The following is a 20,261-nucleotide window of genomic DNA, read 5'->3' as shown; positions in this document are numbered from 1 at the left end:
TTTTCCAGAGTTAACGCATCGGCTCTTGGGGCGGCGTGGAAAGAAGGTTCGAGCGATGCAACCGTGACGATACATGCGCGTTCGCGATCTCTTTCTTATTCTGAGCCGGACGCTCAGGGGTTTGGCCGCAGCCGAGAAAACCTCGCCATGGCGGCCATCCGAAGAAACAGGGGATTTTCGCGATGACCGCAACGAACGCGCACGTGCCGTCTTCCTGCCCGATCACCCATCCGCTGGATCTCGGCGAAGACGGGGTGAATCGTCCCGGCCTTTACATCAATCCGCTTTACCACGAGCTGTGCGCGGCCGGGACCGGCGTCCACGAAGTCGTCCGGCCGAACGGCTCCCCCGCTTACCTGGTGACCCGATACGACGACGTGATCACCGTGTTCCGGGACCAGGACGCATTCTCCAGGCAGCAGGCCCTCGGCGACGACGACATCGATCTCGAAGGCACGATTCTCAGCCTCGACAAGGCCGAGCACGCCGCGGTGCGCGGCGTCGTGGCGGATCATTTCACGCCGCGCGCGGTGGGGCGGCTCGCCGGACAGATCGACGCCCACGCGTCGGCGCAGCTCAAGCACATGCTGCGGGCCGGCGAGCTGGCCGACCTGATGGAGACGTTCGCGCTGCCGCTCGCGCTCAACGTCATCAGCGACCTGTTCGACCTGCCGCCGCAGGACAGGGAGCCGTTCCGGGCCTGGGGCGAGGCGTTCCTGGCCACCAGCACGCTCGGCCGGTCGGAGGCCGCCGAGGCTCAAATGGCGATGGTCGGTTATCTGGCGGGCCTGATCGAGAAACGGCGCGCGGAACCGGGTGACGATCTTCTGTCCACGATCGCCGCGCGCGGCGAGGGCATTCCTCCCGACCGATTGATCAAATTGCCGCTCGCCCTGCTCGTGGGCGGCTGGGAAACGACCGCGAGCAGCATCGGCACGTTCATTCAGGTGCTGCTCTCTCATCCGTACGGCGATTATCCGACCGCTTACGCGTATCTGGTCGATCATCCGGAGAATGTGGAGAGCGCCGTGGTGGAATTGGAACGCATGTTCACCACGGCCGCGGCGGACGCGTTACCGCGCCGCGCCATTCGCGACACCACGCTGCCGAGCGGGGCGCGTTTACGGGAGGGCGATCTCGTCATCCCGTCACACGTGACCGCCAATTACGATCCGCGGGCATTCCCGGAACCGCGCCGGATGGACTTCGGCCGCGCGCCGAACCGTCACCTGTCGTTCGGCCACGGCGCCCACCACTGCATCGGCCGGCATCTCGGGCACGCCGAGGTGGTGGCGGCCGTGAGCCTGCTGCTGCGCGAGCTGCCGGCCCTGCGGCTCGCGGTCCCGGCGGAGGAGATCCAGCGCAAGCCCGGCCAGGTCATCGCGGGACCGGTGAGCGTGCCTGTCGCCTGGACGCCCGGCGCCGCGGACGGCCCGGCGGCGGCGTGACGGCTGGCCGGTCCGGCTCCTCAGAACCGCTCCTCAAAACGGCTCCCCGGAACGAACTCCTCAGCACGGCTCCCCGGAACGACTTTCCAGGACTGCTCCTGGAACGGCTCCTCAGGAAACCGGCCGGACGGGTCCCCGTCCGGCCGGGTCACCTACTTGGTAACGCGGCCGGGCAGGGTCAGGTAGAGCAGGTCCTCGCCGTAGTCGCTCAGCGGCCGCAGGTCGCCGGTCATGACGTCCAGCGCGAACATCTTGGTGCCCTTGCCGTGCCCCTTGACGACGACCTCCCTGTCGTCGAGCCACCAGAGCGGCTCGGGCCCTCCGGACGTGGTGGGAGTGGGCAGCCGCCGCACGATCGCGCCGGTCTTGGCGTCGAGCACGGTGAGCACCGGTGCCTCTTCCGGTTCCGGGGTCTTGTCGAGCGCCACCACCGTCCGGCCGTCCGGCGCGACTTCGCTGAACATGATGAACCTGCCGTCGAAGCGCACCGGCTTGCCGCCGCCGGTCACGGGCATCAGCCACAGGTCGGTCTTGATGTACCTGACGAGCTGGAGCACGCCGTCTTTGAGGATGAACGGCTCGAAGTCGCCGCGCAGCGCCGTACGCTCGCCGGTCCGCATGTCGATGATCGCTCCGGGGTAGTCGTCGAACTCCATCGGGTCGTCGACGACGAGGTACCGGCCGTCGTCGGAGACCAGGAGCAGGGCGCCGACCGGAATCTTCTTCTCCGGCATCTTGACCGGTGAGACCTTCTCGGCGCCGGTCTGCATGTCGCGGACGACGTACGCCTGTTCCTCGCGGCTGTAGTAGGCGAGCACGCCCCCGTTCTTGCTGATCGCGATGGGCACGCTCCTTCCCTTGGCGGTTCTTGCGACGGCCTTCTGCAGGCGGTAGGTCGTGCCGGCGGTGGTCACCACCCGCCACTCGTCGTCGCGGTCACACGGGACGGCTTTGCATCTCGGCATGTACGCGTGGCTCAGTCTCCCCACCGGCTCGTCCGGCAGGTCGGGCGCCACGTCGGCCCGGTCCTCGCCCGGCGCGGTCCGGTCCTCACCTGGCCCGGCGGGGTCCACGACCTGCACGGCGGGCTGCGTGACCGCCCGCCAGGGCGCCGTCATGACCACGCCGGTGGCCGCCACCGTCGCGGCGACCGCCACCGCGGCGAGCGACACCGTGGCGCGCCGCCTGCGCCGGTGCCGGGCGATGGCCGCATCGGCCAGGTCTACCAGGGGCGCCTCGGCGGCGATGCCGTCAAGCGCGCGACGCAACCGCGTCATCGGGCCACCTCCTCGATCTCGGCTTCGGTGAGCATGGGCGCCAGCTCCGGCGCGATCGCCCGCAAGCGGTTCAGCGCGTGATGGGTCTGGCTCTTGACGGTGCCGATGGAGCAGCCGAGCGCTTCGGCCGTCTGCGCCTCGGTCAGGTCCTCGTAGAAGCGCAGCACGATCACCGCGCGCTGCCTGGGGCCGAGCTTGGCGAGCGCCTGCCGCAGCACGATGCGGTCGAGCGTGGCGTCGTCGTGGGAGGCGCCGTGGTCGGTCAGCTCGGCGCTCGGCTGCTCGGGGCGCGGCCGGCGCCGCCAGGACGTGTACTGGTTGACCAGCGACTTGCGGATGTACGCCTCGGGGTTGCCGTCCCTGGCCAGCCTGCCCCAATGCCTCACGACCTTGGACAGCACGCTCTGTAGCAGGTCCTCGGCCTGGTGGGCGTCTCCCGTGAGCAGGTACGCGGTCCGCATCAGCGCTTGCTGGCGGGCGAGCACGAACTCACGGAAGCCGTCGTGACGGTCCAATGTGATCTCCTCTCGCCCGTACCCAACGCCGCCGGGCGGGCGAAAGGTTGTATGCGACGTCAGCCTTGTTGCCAGTGTTCCGGGTCGTGCGCCCGCGGCAGCCGGGTCAGCGACGCCGTCACAACCGGAGCCTGGGGGGCATGCGCCACGCCGCTGCTGTACCTGCGCGGCGCGTACCGCATCGAGAAGGCGACCACCGGCCGGGACGTGGGGGGCCATCGGCCGCTTCCTCTCCGGCTGAAAGCGTCAGACGCGCAGGATCTTGGGGCCGGCCTCGCTGTAGCGCTGCGCGGCCGCCCTGGGCAGCTGCTTGCCGGTGACGATCCAGGTCACCTGATTGAGGTCGGCGAACTTGGCGAAGCTGGCCACGCCGAACTTGGTGTGCTCGCACACCAGCACGCACTGCCGGGCCGCCTCCAGCGCCGCCGTCTTGGCCTGCGCCACGGCCGGGTCCGGCGTGGTCAGCCCGCGCTCGAGCGACACGCCGTTGGTGCCCATGACCGTGAGGTCGACGTTCAGCTCGCTGAGCATCGACGTGGCCCACCGGTCGACGGTGCCCATGGTCGTCGGGCGCAGGCGGCCGCCGACGATGATGACGTCGTGGTCGGTGTGCCGGCTGAGCTCGGCGGCGACGGTCAGCGACCGGGTCACCACGGTCATCCTGCTCAGCCGGCGCATGGGCCCGATCAGGTCTTCGAGCAGCGCCCCCTCGTCGATGAGCACGGTGCCGACCTCGGCGATCATCGCGATGGCGGCCTCGGCGATCGCGAGCCGCTCGGCGGTCTTGGCCTTGTGCCGGTGCTCCAGCGGCGTCTCGTAGCGGCCGCTGTCGGTGGGGTAGAAGACGCCGTACGAGCGGGCGATCAGCCGCTGCGACTCCAGCGCCCGCAGGTCCCTGCGCAGCGTGGCGGGCGAGATCGCGAACATGTCGGCGATCTCGGAGACGACCGCGCGCCCCTCGCTGCGTACGTAGGCGAGGATCCGCTGCTGGCGGTCGAAGGCACGGCCTTGAAACATGCTTGACATCTCGCGGACACCCTTGCACATCTGATTGAAACGTTCGCGCAATGGTCACAGATTCGGCACCAAATGACCAGATTCGAGCACATAACCGCAAGTAAAGTCGGCACACGTTCGTTCCCGACGCGGATGGGTGGTAGCCCGTGAGCAGTGGAGTCAGCGATCTCGAAGCGGGATCGGCACGCTCCGTCAGCGCCGGCAGGCCGACCGGCACCGCGAAGGAGACTTCCGGATCGCTCAGTGCGGCACGACGGCGCCGGCGCGGCTATTTGCTGTTCGCCGCGTTCGCGTTTCCTAACCTGGCGTTGATCGCCGTCTTCGCGTACTGGCCGATCATCCAGAACGTCTACCTGAGCTTCACCACGTGGGACTTCATCTCACCTGCGGCCGAGTGGTCCGGTCTCCTCAACTACCAGGCGCTCTTCAGCAGTTCGACCTTCCCCGCGGTGCTGTTCAGAACGCTGGTCTGGGTGGTCGTCGTCGTGGTCGTGACCCTGGTGCTCGGCCTGGCGCTGGCGATGCTGTTCTCCCAGCGCATACGAGGCACCAACGCGGTCCAGACGCTCGCCTTCGCCCCGCACGTGCTGTCCGGGGCGGCGATCGCGACGATCTGGCTGTTCGTCTTCGACCCCAACCACGGTCTCAGCCGGCTGGTGTTCGAGGCGTTCGGTTCCAGCTCGCCGAACTGGATCACCGACGACTCGTGGGCGCTGTGGGCGCTCATCATCGTCTCCATCTGGAAGGGCCTCGGCTTCGTCGCGATCGTCTACCTGGTGGGCATCCAGCAGATCCCCTCGGAGGTGCTGGAAGCGGCCAGGATCGACGGCGCCGGCCGGTGGACGCAGTTCAGGCGGATGATCCTGCCGCTGCTCTCGCCCACCACGTTCTTCCTGGTGATCACCCAGACGATCTCGGCCTTCCAGGCCTTCGACGTCATCGCCATGATGACCGGCGGCGGGCCCGCCCGCTCCACCACGACGCTGAGCTGGTTCATCTACGACGAGGCGTTCAACCGCAGCAACGTCGGCGGCTCCAGCGCGGCCTCCATGATCATGTTCGTGGTGCTGATGGCGATCACCGTCCTGCAGTTCCGATTCGTCGAGCGGAGGGTTCACTACTGATGACGGTCATGCCGACCGCGGCCGCGACCGAGCCCGCCGCGCGGAAGCCCGACAACCCGCGGCGAGCGCCCTGGTGGGGCGTGCTCGCCCTGGTGCTCACCGCCCTGGTCTTCCTCGGGCCGCTCTACCTCTTCGTCACCACCGCGTTCAAGACGAACGAGGACATCAACAGCTGGCCGATGCGTCTGATCCCGGAGTCGCTGACTCTGGAGAACTTCGTCACCGCCTGGGAGCTTGCCCCGTTCGGGCAGTTCCTCATCAACTCGGTCGTGGTCGCCGCGATCGGAACGGTGCTGAAGGTGGTGCTGGCCATCTCCACCGCCTACGCCTTCGCCTTCCTGCCGTTCCCCGGCAAGCGCTGGCTGTTCGTCTTCATGCTCGGCGCGCTGATGGTGCCCGGGCACGTGACGCTGCTGGTCCACTACATCACCATCGGCCATCTCCACCTGCTGAACACCTACGCCGGCCTGATCCTGCCGGGCGTGGCGTCGGCGTTCGGCACGTTCCTGCTCCACCAGTTCTTCCGCTCGCTCCCGTACGAGGTGCTGGAGGCGGCGCAGATCGACGGCGCGGGGCACCTGCGCACGATCTGGTCGTTCATCATGCCGATGTCCCGGCCGGCGATCATCACGGTCGGGCTCATCGCCCTGATCGACGAGTGGAACAACTTCGTCTGGCCGCTGATCGTGACCAACTCGGTCAACATGCGGACGCTGCCGATCGGGCTGCTCTACCTCAAGGAGAACGACGGCATCAACGACTGGGGCGCCCTGATGGCCGGGACCCTGTTCGTCGTCCTGCCCGTGACCATCGTCTTCCTGCTGGCGCAGCGCTACATCGTCGCCGGCCTGGCCGGGAGCGCGCTACGCCGATGACGACCACGTATTCGCGATCCGGCTCGATCAGAAAGGAACCAGCGTGACGGGGACGAGTTTCAGCCAGCGCCGGCTCCTGACCGCCGCCACCGCGGCCGCGGCCGGCCTGGCGCTGAACGCCTGCGCGGGCCGCAGCCTCGGCGACTACGCCCAGGTGAGCGGCCAGGTGCCGGACAAGTTCGCCCGCCGCCAGCGGGTGGTGCTGTGGAGCGCGTTCACCTCGCACAACGCCGAGGTGCTGCAGACGATCATCGACGGGTTCAACGCCTCGCAGACGGACATCTACTGCGAGATCCAGCTGTTCCCCGGGTACACGGCGCTCGACTCCAAGCTGGCCGCCAGCTTCGCCGTGGCGCAGGTCCCCGACCTCGTCACGCTCAGCGACGTGAACTGGAACCGCTACTTCCTCGCCGAGGCGCTGGAACCGCTGAGCGGCTACTTCGACGCTAGCTTCCGGCCCGACTTCTTCCACCCGACGTTCCTGGCCGAGGGCACGATCAGGAACGAGATCTACTGGCTGCCGTGGGCCCGCTCGACGCCGCTGTTCTACTACAACAAGGAGATCTTCGCCGGGGCCGGGCTGCCCGACCGCGGGCCGAAGACGTTCACCGAGCTGCGCGAGTGGGGTCAGCAGCTCAAGGGCTACAAGCACCGCGGCTCGCCGGTCAAGATGCGCGCCTACAACGGCAAGGACGACTGGTACTTCCAGGGCTCGGCCTGGGCCTTCGGCGGCGCCTACTCCGACGGCATGACGTCGAAGCTGGCCTCCGAGGAGACCATCGCCGCCCTGGAGTTCGACCGGGCGTTCATCCACGACGACCAGATGGCCTACCTGGCCTCCGACGTGAACGGCGACTTCGCGTCCGGCGTGGCGGCGACCATCTGCACCTCGACCGGCGCGCTCACCTCGCTGCTCAAGGCCACCGACTTCGAGTTCGGCGCGGCCTTCCTGCCCGAGCAGGTGCAGCCGGGCGTGCCGACCGGCGGCAGCGGGCTGGCGATCATGCGCAACTCCACCAAGGAGCGCAAGCAGGCGACCTGGGAGCTGGTCAAGTACCTGGCCCAGACCGGCGCGCCCGAGTGGAGCCTGAACACCGGCTACCTGCCGGTCACCACCAGCGCGCTCGACTCGCCGAAGATCAAGGAGCGCAACGCCAAGACACCGCAGTACCAGGTCGCCCAAGACCAGCTCAGCCGGGCCCGTCCGCCGGACACCATGCGCCGGTACGTGAACGAGCTCATCTCCGAGATGCTGATCGTGCTGCAGAAGGTGTACTCGGCCAACGCCGATCCGGCCGAGACGCTGCGCGAGGCGGTGCGCAACCTCGACCCCGCCGTCCAGCGGGTGATGCCGAAGTATCGCCGGCTGGTCGCGCCCTGACCTGGACCTCTCGTGCCGCCGCTGCACCGGCCACCCCCACACGGGACGTCATGGACACAACAAGTCACTGAGGAAGGAAGATCGTGGCATTTGCCATCGTCGGGCACCGAGGCGCCATGGCCGAAGCGCCCGAGAACACCATCGCGTCCTACCGCGTGGCCGAGGAGGTCGGCGTCGACGAGCTGGAGACCGACGTCCGCATCAGCTCCGACGGGCAGCTGTTCATGCTGCACGACGCGACGCTGGACAGGACCGCTGCCGACGCGACCGGCAAGGACCTCGGGCCGGTCGCGCGGCTGCCCTGGTCGCGGATCAGTGCGGTGGACGTGGGCGGCGGCGAGCGGGTTCCCACGCTGGAGCAGATGTATCAGGCGACGACCAGGTTCGTGCAGCTCGAAATCAAGGACCTGGCCGCCATCGAGGCCCTGACGGACTTCTTCCTCCGGCACCCCGACCACGCCGAGCGGACGATCCTCACCGGGTTCTCGGTCGAGGCGATGGCGACCGTGGCGCAGAAGCTGCCGCACATCCCGCGCGGCATCATCGTGTCCAAGTGGACCGACGCCGAGAAGCACCCGGGCGGCTACCGGCAGCTCCTTGAGGACACCGGGTCGAGCCGGATCCACAGCGGCGGCGAGGGGCTGACGGCCGAGATCGTCGAGCGGCTGCACGAGGAGGGCTTCCCCGTGCACGGCTGGCCCACCCGTACCCAGGACGACCTGCGCCACTGGATCGAGCTGGGCGTGGACGGCACGACCGGCGACGACCCGCGCACGGTGCGGCGCTGGCTCGCCGAGGAGCTGGGTTGACCGTAAGCGCGGACGGCGTCCCTCATCCGACGGGCAGCGCTCATCCGGCGGGCGGCGCTCATCCGGCGGGCGGCGCCCCTGATCCGGCGGGCGGGAGCGCCCATCCGGTGGGCCGCGGCGTCCCGCCCATGGCGGCGGTGCTGTTCGACATGGACGGCACCCTGTTCGACAGCGAGCCGCTCTGGGACGTCAGCCTCGCCGATCTCGCGGAGAAGCTCGGCGGCACGCTGCGGCCGGAGATCCGCCGCCAGGTGGTCGGCCGCAACCTGCGCGACTCCGCCCAGCTCGTGCAGGACGACCTCGGCGTCGTGGCCGACGCCGACGAGTCGGCGGCGTGGCTGCTGGAACGCACCAGGGAGCTGTTCGCCCTCGGGGTGCCGTGGCGGCCCGGCGCCCAGGAGGTGGTGGCGTCGGTACGCCGGAGCGGCGTACCGACGGCGCTGGTGACGTCGAGCCACCGTGTCCTGGTGGACGAGGTGCTGGCCCAGCTCGAACCCGGCACGTTCGACACCGTGGTGTGCGGCGACGAGGTGAGCCTGCCCAAGCCGGATCCGGAGGCGTACCTGACGGCGGCCCGGCGGCTGGGGGTCGATCCGCGTCACTGCGTGGCGCTGGAGGACTCGCCGCCGGGCATCGCGGCGGCGCTGGCCGCGGGCTGCCTGGTCGTGGCCGTCCCCGAGGGCGGCACGACGGGCGGCACCGCAGGCGGCACCGCGGGCGACGGGCACGGCGCGGTGGTGATGGAGCTGGCGGATGTCACCGTCGACCGCCTCTCCTCGCTGCTGGCCGCCAGAGCCGGCTGACCCGCAGGCGCGGGCTCAGCCGAGCTTGAGCAGCAGCCCGGCCAGCTCGTCCGGCATGGTGATCATGCAGTCGTGGCCCGTCGGGAGCTCCCACACCTGGGCGGGACTCCCGTCGGGCTGGACCTCGGGGACGGGCCGGCGCACGATGCCCTCGGGCACGCCTGCCGTGCAGTGGATGTGCGTACGCGGGATCATGCGCGCGGCCGGGTCGCCCAGCCTGACCGGCTGCTGGAAGCAGCGCAGCGGCATGTCCGACAGCATCCCCCGCAGCCACGCCTGGTCGGCCGGGTCGGTGACCCCGAACAGGCCGGCGGGCGGCGGCAGCTCGGGCATCGGCGGCACCCGCCAGCCCTCCCCGGACGCGGCCGCGGCGTCGAGCAGCGCCTGGGTCATGGGCTGTACGTCCACCGCACGCTCGCCGTCCTCGGGGACCATCGCGTCGAGGTAGACGAGCCGGCCGACGCGTCCCGGCACCCGGCCCGCCGCCCCCGTGATGACGAGCCCGGCGTAGCTGTGGCCGACGAGGATCACGTCGGTGAGGTCCTCATCGGCGAGCAGTCCCGCGACGTCGGCGACGTGGGTGTCCAGCCCCACGTGCGGGCCGAGCAGGCAGGCCCGGTCGCCGCAGCCGGTCAGGGAGGGCGCGAGCACCCGGTGCCCGGCCTCGGCCAGCAGCGGGACCACCCGATCCCAGCAGCGCCCGCCGTGCCAGGCCCCGTGGATCAAGACGTACGTCGACATGGTGAAGCTCCAGACTCGTGTGCGACGGTGTTCGTGCGGGACACGAGGCTTCCCGGGTAGCGGTGGCCGGGCCAGAGCCCCCGCGATCCTGGGGGCGGCAGGACCAGGCACGCCCGCCGGGGCACGGCGTAGCGTGGGGCGCATGAGCGACAGAGCCAACCTTCTCGGCGACTACGTGCGCGCCCGGCGGGAGCTCGTCACTCCCGAGCAGGCGGGCATCCCCGCATCGGGCGTACGGCGCGTGCCCGGCCTGCGCCGTGAAGAGGTGGCGCTGCTCGCCGGCATCAGCGCCGACTACTACCTGCGCCTGGAGCAGGGGCGCGACCGCAACCCCTCACCGCAGGTACTCGAAGCGCTCGCCCGGGCGCTACAGCTCGACGACGACGCGACGGCCTACCTGCTCCGCCTCGGCGCGCAGCGGCCGCGCAGGCGCCGGCGGCGGCCGCGCAAGGAGTCCGTCCCCGAGGGCGTGGCCAAGCTGATCGCCGCGCTGCCGCTGCCCGCGTACGTGGAGGGCCGCTACCTCGACGTGCTGGCCGCCAACGACCTGGCCACCGCCCTGTCACCGCGGCTCGCGGCGGGCCGCAACCGGCTGCGCGACACGTTCCTCGACCCCGCCGAGCAGGCCCTGCACCCCGGCTGGGAGAACGCCGCGCCGGGCATGGTCGCCGGGTTCCGCGCGTCCGTGGGCACCGACATCGACGATCCTCGCTTCATCGAGCTGGTCGGCGAGCTGTCGCTGGCCAGCCCGCGCTTCGCCCGGCTGTGGGCGCGGCACGACGTCGGCACCTGCGAGGGCGCGGCCAAGCTGCTCGCTCATCCCCAGGTCGGCGAGCTGTGGCTGAACCGGGAGCGGCTGGGCGTGCAGGGCGCGCCGGGCCGGACGCTCGTGGTCATGCACCCGGATCCCGGCACCGGCAGCGCCGAGAAGCTGGCGCTGCTCGCGTCCATCACACGCGCCCCCGCCTGAGGCCCCGGCGCCCCATCACACGCGCCCCCGCCTGAGGCCCCGGCGCCCCATCACACGCGCCCCCGCCTGAGGCCCCGGCGCCCCATCACACGCGCTCCCGTCTGAAGCTCCGGCGCCCCATCACGCGCGCTCCGACCGAAGACCTCGGTGTCCGTTACGCGCGTGCCCTCCTGAGGCTCCCGGGGGCTTATGACCCGGACTCGACCCTGGCGGGCGCCGTCAGCCGGGCGATGCGGAACGTGACGGGCCGGCGAATGCGGAAGCCGAGCCGCTCGTACAGGCGGATCGCCGGATTGCCGTCGGCGACGTGCAGGAACGGCTGCTCGCCGCGCTCCCTGACGACCGCGATGACGGCGAGCATCAGCCGCCGCGCCAGCCCCTGACCCTGGTGCGCGGGGTCGGTGCAGACGGCGCTGATCTCGGTCCAGCCCGGCGGGCGCATCCGCTCGCCGGCCATCGCCGCCAGCGCGCCGCCCCGGCGGATGCCGAGGTAGACGCCGAGCTCGACGGTGCGCGGGAGGAACGGCCCCGGCTGGGTGCGGCGGACGAGGTCCAGCATCTCCGGCACGTCGGCGGGCCCCAGCCGCACCACCTCGTCGTCGTGCTCCCCCGCGACGTCCTCGCCGGTGAGCTGGTAGCCGGTGATCTCCGTGACCTCGGCCAGGCCGTCGGGCGGCGCCGGCATGGGGCCGGTCATCAGCACGGTGCCGTCCGCGCCCGCCAGCGCCGCCGCGTCACGCCAGTCGGCGAGGCCGGGCTCGGGCGGCAGCGACACGAACGGGGAGACCTCGAAGGCGTAGCGCAGCACCTGGCCGCGCCGTACGGCGAAGTGCGCCTGCGGCCCGAGCAGGGCGGCGCGCACCGGGTCGTCCAGCACGTCCTCGACAGGAGAATCGGGGGCATCACCGCGGGCTGCGCAGGAGGTGGATGCGGTCATGCCCCGACCTTATCCGGCACGATCCGGCCGTCGCGGGCCGCCTCGGCTCCAGTGATCTCGCCGTGCATGGCTCCCCTTCACCTCCATGAACCACGGCCCAGCTCAGCACGGGCTGCGAAAATCCGTCAAGGTCTACTTGTTATTAGGGATTTTATTCCATGCATAACCCACTTGATTTATCGAGAATTCCTTCTTACGTTGAAGCTGCAGCAGCCGGAGAGGATGCCATGCGTCACGTGACCGTGTTCGATCTCGACGGGACGCTCGTCGACACGCCGCGCGCCATCGTCGAGACCTTCACCGCCGCGTTCGGCGCGCTCGACGCTCCCGCCCCCGCCGCCGCGGCCATCCGCACCACCACCAGGCTCCCGCTCAAGCGCGCCTTCGGCGACCTGCTGGGCGCGGATCCCGGCGGCGCGCTGGTGGCCGAGGCCATCGCGCACCGCCGGCGCCTGTTCAAGGAGACCGAGCTGCCGCGCGCCCGCGAGCTGATCTTCCCGGGCGTGGCCGAGGGGGCGGCGGGGCTGCGTGCCCGCGGCAGCGTCCTGGCCGTGGCCACCAGCGAGGCCACCTTCGGCGAGGTCGTCACCCTGGCGAAGGCCGAGCCGGCGGGCGGCGAAGCGACCCGGCGGGATGCGCCGCAGGCCGCCGGCCCACGACAGACCGTCGAAACACCGCAAGCCGTCGAGTCGCCGCAGACCGCCGAATCGCGACAGACCGTCAGGTCGCCGCAGGCCGCCGAATCGCGACAGACCGTCAGGTCGCCGCAGGCCGCAGGATCGCGGTAGGGCGCCGGGGAGGAGGCCCGATGAGCGGGGGACGCGCGCTCGACTGGGCGCTCGCGATCGCCGGCGGCGTGCTGCTCACGCTGATGACCCAGGCCAACGCCGTGCTCGCCGGGTACACCGACGCCCTCTACGCCTCGTGGGCCGCGCACGGGCTCGGGGCCGTGGTGGCCGCGCTCCTGGCGCTGGCGCTCGCCCGCCGTGCACCGGCTCCCGACCCGGCGACCGGCGATGGCCCGGCCCGCGCGCCGCTCTGGTACTACCTGGGCGGCATCCCGGGCGCTCTCGTCGTCATCCTGTCGGCCATCGCGGTCAACAGCGAGCTGGCCCTGGCGGGCACCGTCGCGCTGATGCTCACCGGACAGATCATCTTCGGCACGGTCTCCGACCGGTTCGGCCTGCTGCACACGCCGCAGCGCCGGATCACGCTCATGGACCTGGCGGTGGCGGCCTGCGTGCTCGCGGGCAGCGTCCTCATCGTCGCGGGAGGGGCGTGACCATGCTCTTCCTCGTCGCCCTGGCGCTGTTCAACGGCGTCCTCATCGGCACCAGCCGCACGATCAACGGCCGGCTCAGCACCCGCAAGGGCGCGTTCCGCGCGTCCGTCTGGAACCACGTGGTCGGCTTCGTCTTCCTCAGCGCGGTGCTGCTCGTGCTGCGCACCTGGCCGGACGTGACGGACACGCCGATCGCCGCGTACGCGGGCGGCGTGTTCGGTGCGTTGTTCGTCGCGGTCAACAGCTACGTCTTCCCCGGCTCGGCGCGATGAGCGCCTCCGTGCTGGTGATCAGCGGGCAGGTGCTGTCCGCCGTGGTCATCGACTGCATACAGCAGGGCGCGCTGCCCGCGCCGATCAGGCTGGCCGGCGTGGTGCTCGTGCTCCTGGGCCTCACCCTGCCCGGCTTGTCAGCCCGTCTCCGTCAGAGGGAGATCCATCCGTGCCCGACCGAAAAGAAGTGATCGGCCCCCGTGACCGAGGACCCCGTGGCCGAGGACCCCGCGGCCGAGGACCCCGTGGACTCCGCCGTGGCCGAGGCCGCCGTACGTGAGGCGCCGGCCGCCGCGGAGCGCGACGGCGTCACCGGCAACGCGATCACCCGATATCTCATGCGAGCCGCCGACGAGGTCACCGGCGGGCGGGCCTCGCAGGCCACCATGGCGGTGCTCATCAGCACCGCCGAGGTCGGCGGCGTGCTCGCGGCCGCGTACACCCGCCATCGATCCGCTCTCCGACAAGGACGCACCCATGCCCGTTGAGTTCCTCGGCATCGCCTACACCAACAACTCCTCGGAGACCACCGCCCGCTCGGGCCCGTCGTTCGACAAGGACTACACCCTCAAGCTCGCCCGCGCCCACGAGGACCACGGGTGGGACCGGGTCCTGTTCGCCTACGGGTCCGACACGCCGATCCCCACTCCGGCCGCGGCCTGGCTGGCGGCGAAGGTGGAGCGGCTGCAGATCCTGCTCGCGCACCGGCCGAACGTGTCCTACCCGACCTACGCCGCGCGCTCGTTCGCGACGCTCGATCACATCAGCGACGGGCGGCTGACGATCCACTTCATCACCGGCGGCAACGACCACGAGCAGCGCCGCGAGGGCGACACGCTGACCAAGGACCAGCGCTACAGCCGGACCGAGGAGTACATCCAGATCGTCAAGAAGGTGTGGACCAGCAAGGAGCCGTTCGACCACGAGGGCGAGCACTACCGCTTCTACGACTACGTCAGCGACGTCTTCCCGGTGCAGCGGCCGCGTCCCGGCGTCTCCTTCGGCGGCTCCTCCCCCGCCGCGTACGCCGCCGGCGGCGCTGAGGCCGACATCTACTGCCTGTGGGGCGAGCCGCTCGCCGACACCGCCCAGCAGATCGAGTCGGTGTGGGCGGCGGCGCGGGCGGCGGGCCGTACGGACCGGCCGCGCATCCAGGCGGCCTTCCGGCCGATCATCGCCCCTACCGAGGAGCTGGCCTGGGAGAAGGCGCACCGCACGGTCGAGGCCATCAAGGCGCGGCGGGCGACCAGGAGGCCGCCGCGCGGCCACGCGCCCGAGGGGCCGGAGAACACCGGCGCGCAGCGGCTGATCGCGATCGCCGCCAGGGGCGAGCGCTTCGACCGGGCGTTGTGGACGCCCACGTCCGCCGCGACCGGCGGCGAGGGCAACTCCAACGCGCTGGTCGGCACTCCCGAGACCGTGGCCAAGGCGCTGCTCGACTACTACGACCTGGGCGTGGACATCATCTCCGCGCGCGGCTACGACCTGCTCGGCGACGCCATCGACTTCGGCCGGTACGTCATCCCGATCGTCAGGGAGGAGGTGGCCAAGCGGGACCGCGAGGGCGCGGAGCGCGGCCCGCACCTGCTGGAGAAGATCGTCGCCGGGATCTGACCGGCCGGGGCGCCCGGGTCCGGAGGAGGGGCGGGCGCTCCGGCCCCGGGTCAGGACTGGTCGGGAGCAGGGGCACGCGCAGGCGGGTGAGCAGGTGGCGGCGCAGCGCGCCGAAGGCCGGGTCGTCCTGGGCGCGCGGATGCGGGAGCGTCACGGCGGTGTCCTCGGCGATGCGCCCGTCCTCCAGCACGAGCAGGCGGTCGGCGAGCAGCAGCGCCTCGTTCACGTCGTGCGTCACCAGGAGGGCGGCGAAGTCGTGCTCGTCGCGCAGCCGGAAGAACAGCGCCTGCATCCTGAGCCGGTTGAGCGCGTCCAGAGCCGCGAACGGCTCATCGAGCAGCAGCAGGTCGGGCTCGCGGACCAGCGCGCGGGCGAGGGCCACGCGCTGCGCCTGGCCGCCCGACAGCTCCGCGGGCCAGGCCCGCCCGCGGTCGGCCAGCCCGACCTCGGCCAGCGCGGCGGCCGTACGCTGGGCCAGGTCCGGTCCGCGCAGCCCGAGCGCGATGTTGTCGGCGACCCGTTTCCACGGCAGCAGCCGATGCTCCTGGAACACCACGGCGATGTGGCCGCTGGTGCGCACCTCGCCGTCGGCGCCGGAGTCGAGGCCCGCGATGATGCGCAGCAGCGTGCTCTTGCCCGAGCCGCTCGCACCGAGCAGCGCGACCACCTCGCCTTTGCCGATGCGCAGGTCGATGCCGTCGAGGACGAGCCTGTCGCCGTACGCGCGGGTGATGCCCCGCGCGTCGACCACCGCCGTGTCCGACGCTGCGTCCGCCCCTGTCTTCGCCGCAGTGTCCGCCACAGTGTCCGCCACAGTGTCCGCCGCGGGTGCGGCCTCGCTCAGCTCGCCTCCAGACCGCGCCGCCATGCCAGCGCCCTCCCTTCCAACGTGCGCAGAGCCAGATCGGACAGCAGGCCGAGCAGGGCGTAGATGACCAGCCCCAGCACGACCACCTCGGTCTGGGCGAACTCGCGGGCCTCCATCATCATGAAGCCGAGCCCGCTGTCGGCGTTGACCTGCTCGCCGACCACCAGGCTGAGCCAGCCCGCGCCGAACGCGAGCCGCAGGCCCAAGAAAAGCGACGGCAGCGCGCCGGGCAGCACGACGTGGCGCAGCCGGGCGGCGGCGGACAGCCCGCAGGTCCGCGCCGCCTCCACCAGCCGCTCGTCGATGCCCCTGATGCCGCTGTAGGTGTTGAGGTAGACGGGGAAGAACGCGCCGAGCGCGACCAGCGTGATCTTCAGCGGCTCGCCGATGCCGACCCAGATGAGCAGCAGCGGGACCAGGCCGAGATGGGGCAGCATGCGGGCCATCTGCACCGGCGGGTCCACGAGGTCGTCGCCGATGCGCAGCAGCCCGGCGATCGAGCCGAGCGCGAGCCCGAGCCCGCCGCCGACGGCCAGGCCGATGACGGCCCTGAGCAGCGAGTCGACGAGGTTGACCCACAGCGTGCCCTCGGCGGCCAGCCGCCAGCCCGCGGCCAGCACGTCGCTGGGGGCCGACAGCTTGTCCGGCGGCAGGATCCCGGCCCGCGAGCAGCCCTCCCAGACCACCACGAGGAGCACCGGGGTGACGGCCCGCCGCCAGCGGGCGGCGCGCGGGGCTTTCCGGTTGCGCCGCACGCGGGTGCGCTCGCCTTCCGTGCGCGCGGGCCGTACGGATGTGGCGGTCATCGCAGCACCTCGCTGAACCTGTCGTCCACCCGCCCGGCGATGTCCACCTTGCCGGGGATGAGCTTCAGCGCGGTGAAGCCGTCGGCGATGCGCTGCAGCTCCGCCCCGATGCCGGCGTTGACCGGGGCGATGGGCCTGGCGCTGCGGGCCAGGGCGCGCTCGGCGACGTCTTCTGGGATCTTCAGCTCGGGCGCCATCGCCTGGGCCCGCTCCTTGGGATGGGCGATGCCCCAGTCGGTGGTCTCGCGGAGCTGCTTGAGCAGCCGCTCGATCTGCGCGGACTTGGTCTCCAGCGCCTCGGGCGAGGCGAGCAGGTACTCGCGGTTGCCGGCCAGCCCGGTCGCGTCGGCGAGCACCTTGACGCCGGGCCGTTCGGCGAGCGCGAAGTACGGATCCCAGATGATCCACGCGTCGACCTGCCCGTTGTCGAACGCGGGCCGCCCCTCCGCCGGCTTGAGGTATTTCACGTTCACGTCGTCGATCGACATGCCGTGCTTCTCGAGGAGCCGGACCAGCAGCCAGTGGACGTTGGAGCCCTTGTTGAGCGCGATCGACTTGCCCTTCAGATCCTCGAAGCCGTTGATGCCGCTGTCCTCCTTGACCAGGACGGCCTCGCCTTGCGGCACCTCTTCCGAGGTGCTGATGATCTTGAAGTCGATCCGGCCCGCCGCGGCGAAGATCGGCGGCGCTTCGCCGGTGTAGGCGACGTCGATGGAGCCGGCCTTGAGCGCCTCAGTCGCCGCAGGACCGCTCTCGAACAGTGACCACGTCACATCCGGCGCCACTCCCCTGGCCTTGACCAGGGTGAGGGCGCCGAATCGCTGATAGCCCACCCGTAGCGGCTCGTCGCGGCCCGCGGCCTGCGACGCCTCGCCGCCGCAGGCGGCCAGGCCGATGAGGAGGACGAGCACGCCCATGACATTCAGGAACAACCGTGAGGGCCGATTGCGCATGCACCGCATACTACCTACAAAACCTACTGATTTACTAGGTTTCGATAGGCGGCGCCCGGGTGGCTGTCCGGCAGCCGGTGGATGCCCGGGCCGAGCAGGCGTTCGCGCAGCGTCGAGTCCTCGTACGAGGTGCGGTAGCGGCCCCGGCGCTGCAGCTCGGGCACGACCAGCTCGATGAAGTCCTCCGCGGTGCCCGGCGACAGGTACTGCATGAGGTTGAACCCGGTCGCGCCGGTCTCGTCGGCCCAGCGCTCGATCTCGTCGGCGACCCGTTCGGGGGTGCCGGCGACGAAGAACGGGCCGCGCCCGATGCGGCCGATGGACTCCAGCACGTCGCGCACCCGCAGCCCGCGCCCCACGAGCTGCCGCACGGCCCGCTCGGTGAAGTCGCCGCCGCGCGCCACGATGTCGTCGATGAACTCCTCGGGGTCGTAGGCCGCGAGGTCGATGCCGCTGCCGCGCTGCGCGAGGAAGCCCTCGACCCGGATGTGCCGCTGCAGGTCGGCGATCTTGGCGTCCACCTCGGCCTGCGTTCGGCCCACGATCACGGAGGCGCTGGGGAAGAACGTGATGTGGTCCGGGTCGCGGCCGTAGGCGGCGGCGCGGCGGCGGGTGTCGGCGATGTCCTCGCGCAGCGCCTCCAGGGACGCCGCGCCGGTGAAGACGGCCTCGGCGTGCCTGGCCGCGAACTCCTTGCCCCGGTCGGAGTTGCCCGCCTGGTAGAGCACGGGCGTGCGCTGCGGCGACGGCTCCGACAGATGCGGGCCGGCCACCCGGAAGTGCTTGCCGACGTGGTCGATGGCGTGCACCTTGGCCGGATCGGTGTAGATGTGCCGCTCCCGGTCGCGCAGCACCGCGCCGTCCTCCCAGCTGCCCTCCCACAGCTTGTAGAGCACCTCCAGGTACTCCTCGGCGATCTCGTAGCGCAGGTCGTGCTCGATCTCGTCGTCCAGGCCGAAATTGCGCGCGGCGTTGCGCAGGTAGGAGGTGACGATGTTCCAGGCGACCCGGCCCTTGGTCAGGTGGTCGAGGGTGGACATGCGGCGGGCGTGCGCGAACGGCGGCTCGTACGTGGTGGAGAACGTCACCGCGAACCCCAGGTGCTTGGTCACCGCGGCCATGGCGGGCACGACGAGCAGCGGGTCGTTGGCGGGGATCTGCACGGCCTCGCGGATGGCGGTCTCGGGCCCGCCGCGGTAGCGGTCGTAGACGCCGACCACGTCGGCCAGGAACACGGCGTCGAACAGGCCGCGTTCCAGCAGCTTCGCCAGGTCGGTCCAGTACTCCAGGTCGGTGTAGCGGTGGCGGTTGTTGTCGGGGTGCGTCCACAGTCCGTGCTGGATGTGCCCGACGCAGTTCATCTCGAAGAGGTTGAAGTGGATGATGCGGCTCATCGGGGATAGCTCCTGGGGGCGATGCCGTTGAGGTGGTAGTTGCCGACGTCGTGCACCTTGGCCCGGCGCGGGTCGTGCACGGTGTGGGTGCGCGCGTTGCGCCAGTGCCGGCTCAGGCCGAGCGGCTCGCGTACGGCGGAGGCGCCGGCCAGCTCGAACCATTCGGCGCTCACCCGGTTGGCGGCGCGGTCGGCCTGCGCGCGGGCGGCGGCCATGGCGACGGCCGCCTCCGCCGCGAGCTCGGGGAAGTCCTCGGGCGGCGCCGATCTGGCCCGGTCCACGGCGTCGCCGGCGCTCTCCAGCAGCGCGCGTGCCGCCCTGGTGAGCACCGCCAGCTCGCCGAAGAGCTGGATGACGACCGGGTCCTCGACCACCTTCTCCGGCTGGGCGCCCGGCCAGCCGCCCCTTCGGTAGCCGCGCAGGAAGGCGGCGGCGTCGGCGAGCGCGCCTTCTGCGATGCCGGTGTCGATGGCCGCGTGGATGAGCAGGCCGAAGGTGCGGAACGTGCTGACCTCGGCCCGCTTCACCCGCATCACGTGCTCGGCGGGCACGAACACGTCGTCGAGCAGGACGGTGCCGCTGGCCGTGGTGCGCTGACCGAAGCCGTCCCAGTCGTCGACGACGGTGACGCCCGGCGCGTCACTCGGCACGAACGCCACGCGGTGGGAGTCCTCGTCGAGCGCGGTGACCGGGATCCAGTGGGCGAACAGCGCGCCGGTCGAGTAGATCTTGCGGCCGGAGATGAGGTAGCCGTCCTTGTGCGGGCGCAGGGTGGCACGCTCACGCTCGCCATTGGGGCCGCGGGCGTCCACGGCGGCGTTGCCGAAGCGGCGTCCCGCCAGCGCTTCGGCGTAGAAGAACGCCTGCTGCTCGGGGCTGCCGTGCTCGCGCAGCGAGTCGAGGTACCAGAAGTGGTTCTGCGGGATCTGCCCGATGCTGGCGTCGGCCGCCGACAGCTCCCTGATGACCGCGCCCAGCGTGGCGGTGCGCACGCCGGGGCCGCCGTGCTCGGCGGGGACGGTGATGCCGAGCAGGCCGCTGTCGGACAGCGCCTCCAGCTCGGCCACGGGCAGGACGCGCTCGGCGTCGCGCCGCACCGCTCCCTCGGCGAAGGTCGCGGCCAGCTCGCGGGCGATCGCGATCGCCTCGCCATCGGTCTTGATCACATGTGCCAT

General features: G+C 71.1%; 21 protein-coding genes and 1 pseudogene. 12 read left to right on the top strand and 10 right to left on the bottom strand.

What is annotated here, in order from left to right:
• Window positions 1–182 precede the first annotated feature (182 nt).
• Window positions 183–1,448: a cytochrome P450 gene (locus tag WBK31_RS11695; protein ID WP_378789711.1), complete on the top strand. Its 1,266-nt coding sequence runs from the start codon at window positions 183–185 to the stop codon at window positions 1,446–1,448.
• Window positions 1,449–1,600: 152 nt separating this feature from the next.
• On the opposite strand, the gene WBK31_RS11690 is transcribed toward WBK31_RS11695, so the two are convergent.
• The 3 genes from WBK31_RS11690 to WBK31_RS11680 all read right to left on the bottom strand — a co-directional run bounded on the left by WBK31_RS11690 (window position 1,601) and on the right by WBK31_RS11680 (window position 4,257).
• Complete coding sequence (locus WBK31_RS11690) at window positions 1,601–2,725, bottom strand: hypothetical protein (RefSeq protein ID WP_378789713.1); 1,125 nt, start codon at window positions 2,723–2,725, stop codon at window positions 1,601–1,603.
• On the bottom strand, window positions 2,722–3,240 hold the full coding sequence (locus tag WBK31_RS11685) for a SigE family RNA polymerase sigma factor (RefSeq protein WP_378789715.1): 519 nt from the start codon (window positions 3,238–3,240) through the stop codon (window positions 2,722–2,724). The genes WBK31_RS11690 and WBK31_RS11685 overlap by 4 nt, the downstream gene beginning before the upstream one ends.
• 246 nt (window positions 3,241–3,486) lie before the next feature.
• On the bottom strand, window positions 3,487–4,257 hold the full coding sequence (locus WBK31_RS11680) for a DeoR/GlpR family DNA-binding transcription regulator (protein ID WP_364067771.1): 771 nt from the start codon (window positions 4,255–4,257) through the stop codon (window positions 3,487–3,489).
• A gap of 146 nt (window positions 4,258–4,403) precedes the next feature.
• Between WBK31_RS11680 and WBK31_RS11675 the strand changes: the two genes are divergently transcribed.
• The 5 genes from WBK31_RS11675 (at window position 4,404) to WBK31_RS11655 (ending at window position 9,249) form a co-directional block, all read left to right on the top strand.
• Window positions 4,404–5,381: a sugar ABC transporter permease gene (locus WBK31_RS11675; protein WP_364067772.1), complete on the top strand. Its 978-nt coding sequence runs from the start codon at window positions 4,404–4,406 to the stop codon at window positions 5,379–5,381.
• Complete coding sequence (locus WBK31_RS11670; protein WP_406674791.1) at window positions 5,381–6,256, top strand: carbohydrate ABC transporter permease; 876 nt, start codon at window positions 5,381–5,383, stop codon at window positions 6,254–6,256. Before WBK31_RS11675 ends, WBK31_RS11670 begins: the two co-directional genes overlap by 1 nt.
• 43 nt (window positions 6,257–6,299) lie before the next feature.
• Entirely contained in the window at window positions 6,300–7,637 is a 1,338-nt protein-coding gene (locus tag WBK31_RS11665; protein ID WP_406674790.1) for an ABC transporter substrate-binding protein, read from the top strand.
• Between the two features lie 83 nt (window positions 7,638–7,720).
• Window positions 7,721–8,446: a glycerophosphodiester phosphodiesterase gene (locus WBK31_RS11660; RefSeq protein ID WP_378789720.1), complete on the top strand. Its 726-nt coding sequence runs from the start codon at window positions 7,721–7,723 to the stop codon at window positions 8,444–8,446.
• Window positions 8,443–9,249: an HAD family hydrolase gene (locus WBK31_RS11655; protein ID WP_378789722.1), complete on the top strand. Its 807-nt coding sequence runs from the start codon at window positions 8,443–8,445 to the stop codon at window positions 9,247–9,249. Before WBK31_RS11660 ends, WBK31_RS11655 begins: the two co-directional genes overlap by 4 nt.
• A 15-nt stretch (window positions 9,250–9,264) precedes the next feature.
• Here the strand turns inward: WBK31_RS11655 and WBK31_RS11650 are convergent, their stop codons facing one another.
• On the bottom strand, window positions 9,265–9,990 hold the full coding sequence (locus tag WBK31_RS11650; RefSeq protein WP_406674789.1) for an alpha/beta fold hydrolase: 726 nt from the start codon (window positions 9,988–9,990) through the stop codon (window positions 9,265–9,267).
• 142 nt (window positions 9,991–10,132) lie between these two features.
• Between WBK31_RS11650 and WBK31_RS11645 the strand changes: the two genes are divergently transcribed.
• A complete protein-coding gene (locus WBK31_RS11645; protein WP_364067780.1) occupies window positions 10,133–10,960 on the top strand; it encodes a helix-turn-helix transcriptional regulator in 828 nt (275 codons plus the stop codon).
• Between the two features lie 187 nt (window positions 10,961–11,147).
• Here the strand turns inward: WBK31_RS11645 and WBK31_RS11640 are convergent, their stop codons facing one another.
• On the bottom strand, window positions 11,148–11,897 hold the full coding sequence (locus WBK31_RS11640; RefSeq protein WP_406674788.1) for a GNAT family N-acetyltransferase: 750 nt from the start codon (window positions 11,895–11,897) through the stop codon (window positions 11,148–11,150).
• Between the two features lie 236 nt (window positions 11,898–12,133).
• On the opposite strand from WBK31_RS11640, the gene WBK31_RS11635 reads away from it, so the two are divergent.
• From WBK31_RS11635 to WBK31_RS11615, 5 genes and pseudogenes are all read left to right on the top strand, one after another.
• Window positions 12,134–12,685 carry an HAD family hydrolase gene (locus tag WBK31_RS11635; protein WP_406674787.1) on the top strand — a complete coding sequence of 184 codons (552 nt, stop codon included), beginning with the start codon at window positions 12,134–12,136 and terminating at the stop codon, window positions 12,683–12,685.
• Between the two features lie 20 nt (window positions 12,686–12,705).
• A complete protein-coding gene (locus WBK31_RS11630) occupies window positions 12,706–13,179 on the top strand; it encodes a DMT family transporter (RefSeq protein ID WP_364067786.1) in 474 nt (157 codons plus the stop codon).
• 2 nt (window positions 13,180–13,181) lie between these two features.
• A pseudogene (locus WBK31_RS11625) lies at window positions 13,182–13,642 on the top strand (DMT family transporter).
• 9 nt (window positions 13,643–13,651) lie between these two features.
• The gene (locus tag WBK31_RS11620) at window positions 13,652–13,939 is read left to right on the top strand and encodes a pseudouridine-5'-phosphate glycosidase (RefSeq protein ID WP_364067787.1); all 288 of its coding nucleotides are present in this window, start codon (window positions 13,652–13,654) and stop codon (window positions 13,937–13,939) included.
• A complete protein-coding gene (locus tag WBK31_RS11615) occupies window positions 13,929–15,065 on the top strand; it encodes an LLM class flavin-dependent oxidoreductase (RefSeq protein WP_364067788.1) in 1,137 nt (378 codons plus the stop codon). The genes WBK31_RS11620 and WBK31_RS11615 overlap by 11 nt, the downstream gene beginning before the upstream one ends.
• On the opposite strand, the gene WBK31_RS11610 is transcribed toward WBK31_RS11615, so the two are convergent.
• The 5 genes from WBK31_RS11610 to WBK31_RS11590 form a co-directional block, all read right to left on the bottom strand.
• Window positions 14,983–15,816: an ABC transporter ATP-binding protein gene (locus WBK31_RS11610; protein ID WP_406674786.1), complete on the bottom strand. Its 834-nt coding sequence runs from the start codon at window positions 15,814–15,816 to the stop codon at window positions 14,983–14,985. The two genes, WBK31_RS11615 and WBK31_RS11610, sit on opposite strands and share 83 nt — an antisense overlap.
• Window positions 15,817–15,905: 89 nt before the next feature.
• The gene (locus WBK31_RS11605; protein WP_364067791.1) at window positions 15,906–16,739 is read right to left on the bottom strand and encodes an ABC transporter permease subunit; all 834 of its coding nucleotides are present in this window, start codon (window positions 16,737–16,739) and stop codon (window positions 15,906–15,908) included.
• Window positions 16,736–17,692, bottom strand: coding sequence for an aliphatic sulfonate ABC transporter substrate-binding protein (locus WBK31_RS11600; protein ID WP_364067792.1), 957 nt, complete (start codon window positions 17,690–17,692; stop codon window positions 16,736–16,738). Before WBK31_RS11600 ends, WBK31_RS11605 begins: the two co-directional genes overlap by 4 nt.
• A gap of 23 nt (window positions 17,693–17,715) precedes the next feature.
• Window positions 17,716–19,086: an LLM class flavin-dependent oxidoreductase gene (locus tag WBK31_RS11595; RefSeq protein ID WP_364067794.1), complete on the bottom strand. Its 1,371-nt coding sequence runs from the start codon at window positions 19,084–19,086 to the stop codon at window positions 17,716–17,718.
• Entirely contained in the window at window positions 19,083–20,261 is a 1,179-nt protein-coding gene (locus WBK31_RS11590) for an SfnB family sulfur acquisition oxidoreductase (RefSeq protein ID WP_406674785.1), read from the bottom strand. Before WBK31_RS11590 ends, WBK31_RS11595 begins: the two co-directional genes overlap by 4 nt.

Source organism: Nonomuraea sp. N2-4H, assembly GCF_045291505.1.
In the GTDB taxonomy this organism is placed as follows: domain Bacteria; phylum Actinomycetota; class Actinomycetes; order Streptosporangiales; family Streptosporangiaceae; genus Nonomuraea; species Nonomuraea fastidiosa.
The sequence above is the reverse complement of the archived record's forward strand: the minus strand, read 5'-3'. Positions and strand labels throughout refer to the sequence as shown.

What these genes read in the sequence shown, in the direction of transcription:
- WBK31_RS11695 (WP_378789711.1), top strand. Translation starts at nt 183, where the DNA reads ATGACCGCAACGAACGCGCACGTGCCGTCTTCCTGCCCGATCACCCAT.
- WBK31_RS11690 (WP_378789713.1), bottom strand. Translation starts at nt 2,725, where the DNA reads ATGACGCGGTTGCGTCGCGCGCTTGACGGCATCGCCGCCGAGGCGCCC.
- WBK31_RS11680 (WP_364067771.1), bottom strand. Translation starts at nt 4,257, where the DNA reads ATGTTTCAAGGCCGTGCCTTCGACCGCCAGCAGCGGATCCTCGCCTAC.
- WBK31_RS11670 (WP_406674791.1), top strand. Translation starts at nt 5,381, where the DNA reads ATGACGGTCATGCCGACCGCGGCCGCGACCGAGCCCGCCGCGCGGAAG.
- WBK31_RS11650 (WP_406674789.1), bottom strand. Translation starts at nt 9,990, where the DNA reads ATGTCGACGTACGTCTTGATCCACGGGGCCTGGCACGGCGGGCGCTGC.
- WBK31_RS11645 (WP_364067780.1), top strand. Translation starts at nt 10,133, where the DNA reads ATGAGCGACAGAGCCAACCTTCTCGGCGACTACGTGCGCGCCCGGCGG.
- WBK31_RS11640 (WP_406674788.1), bottom strand. Translation starts at nt 11,897, where the DNA reads ATGACCGCATCCACCTCCTGCGCAGCCCGCGGTGATGCCCCCGATTCT.
- WBK31_RS11630 (WP_364067786.1), top strand. Translation starts at nt 12,706, where the DNA reads ATGAGCGGGGGACGCGCGCTCGACTGGGCGCTCGCGATCGCCGGCGGC.
- WBK31_RS11615 (WP_364067788.1), top strand. Translation starts at nt 13,929, where the DNA reads ATGCCCGTTGAGTTCCTCGGCATCGCCTACACCAACAACTCCTCGGAG.
- WBK31_RS11605 (WP_364067791.1), bottom strand. Translation starts at nt 16,739, where the DNA reads ATGACCGCCACATCCGTACGGCCCGCGCGCACGGAAGGCGAGCGCACC.
- WBK31_RS11600 (WP_364067792.1), bottom strand. Translation starts at nt 17,692, where the DNA reads ATGCGCAATCGGCCCTCACGGTTGTTCCTGAATGTCATGGGCGTGCTC.
- WBK31_RS11595 (WP_364067794.1), bottom strand. Translation starts at nt 19,086, where the DNA reads ATGAGCCGCATCATCCACTTCAACCTCTTCGAGATGAACTGCGTCGGG.
- WBK31_RS11590 (WP_406674785.1), bottom strand. Translation starts at nt 20,261, where the DNA reads ATGGCACATGTGATCAAGACCGATGGCGAGGCGATCGCGATCGCCCGC.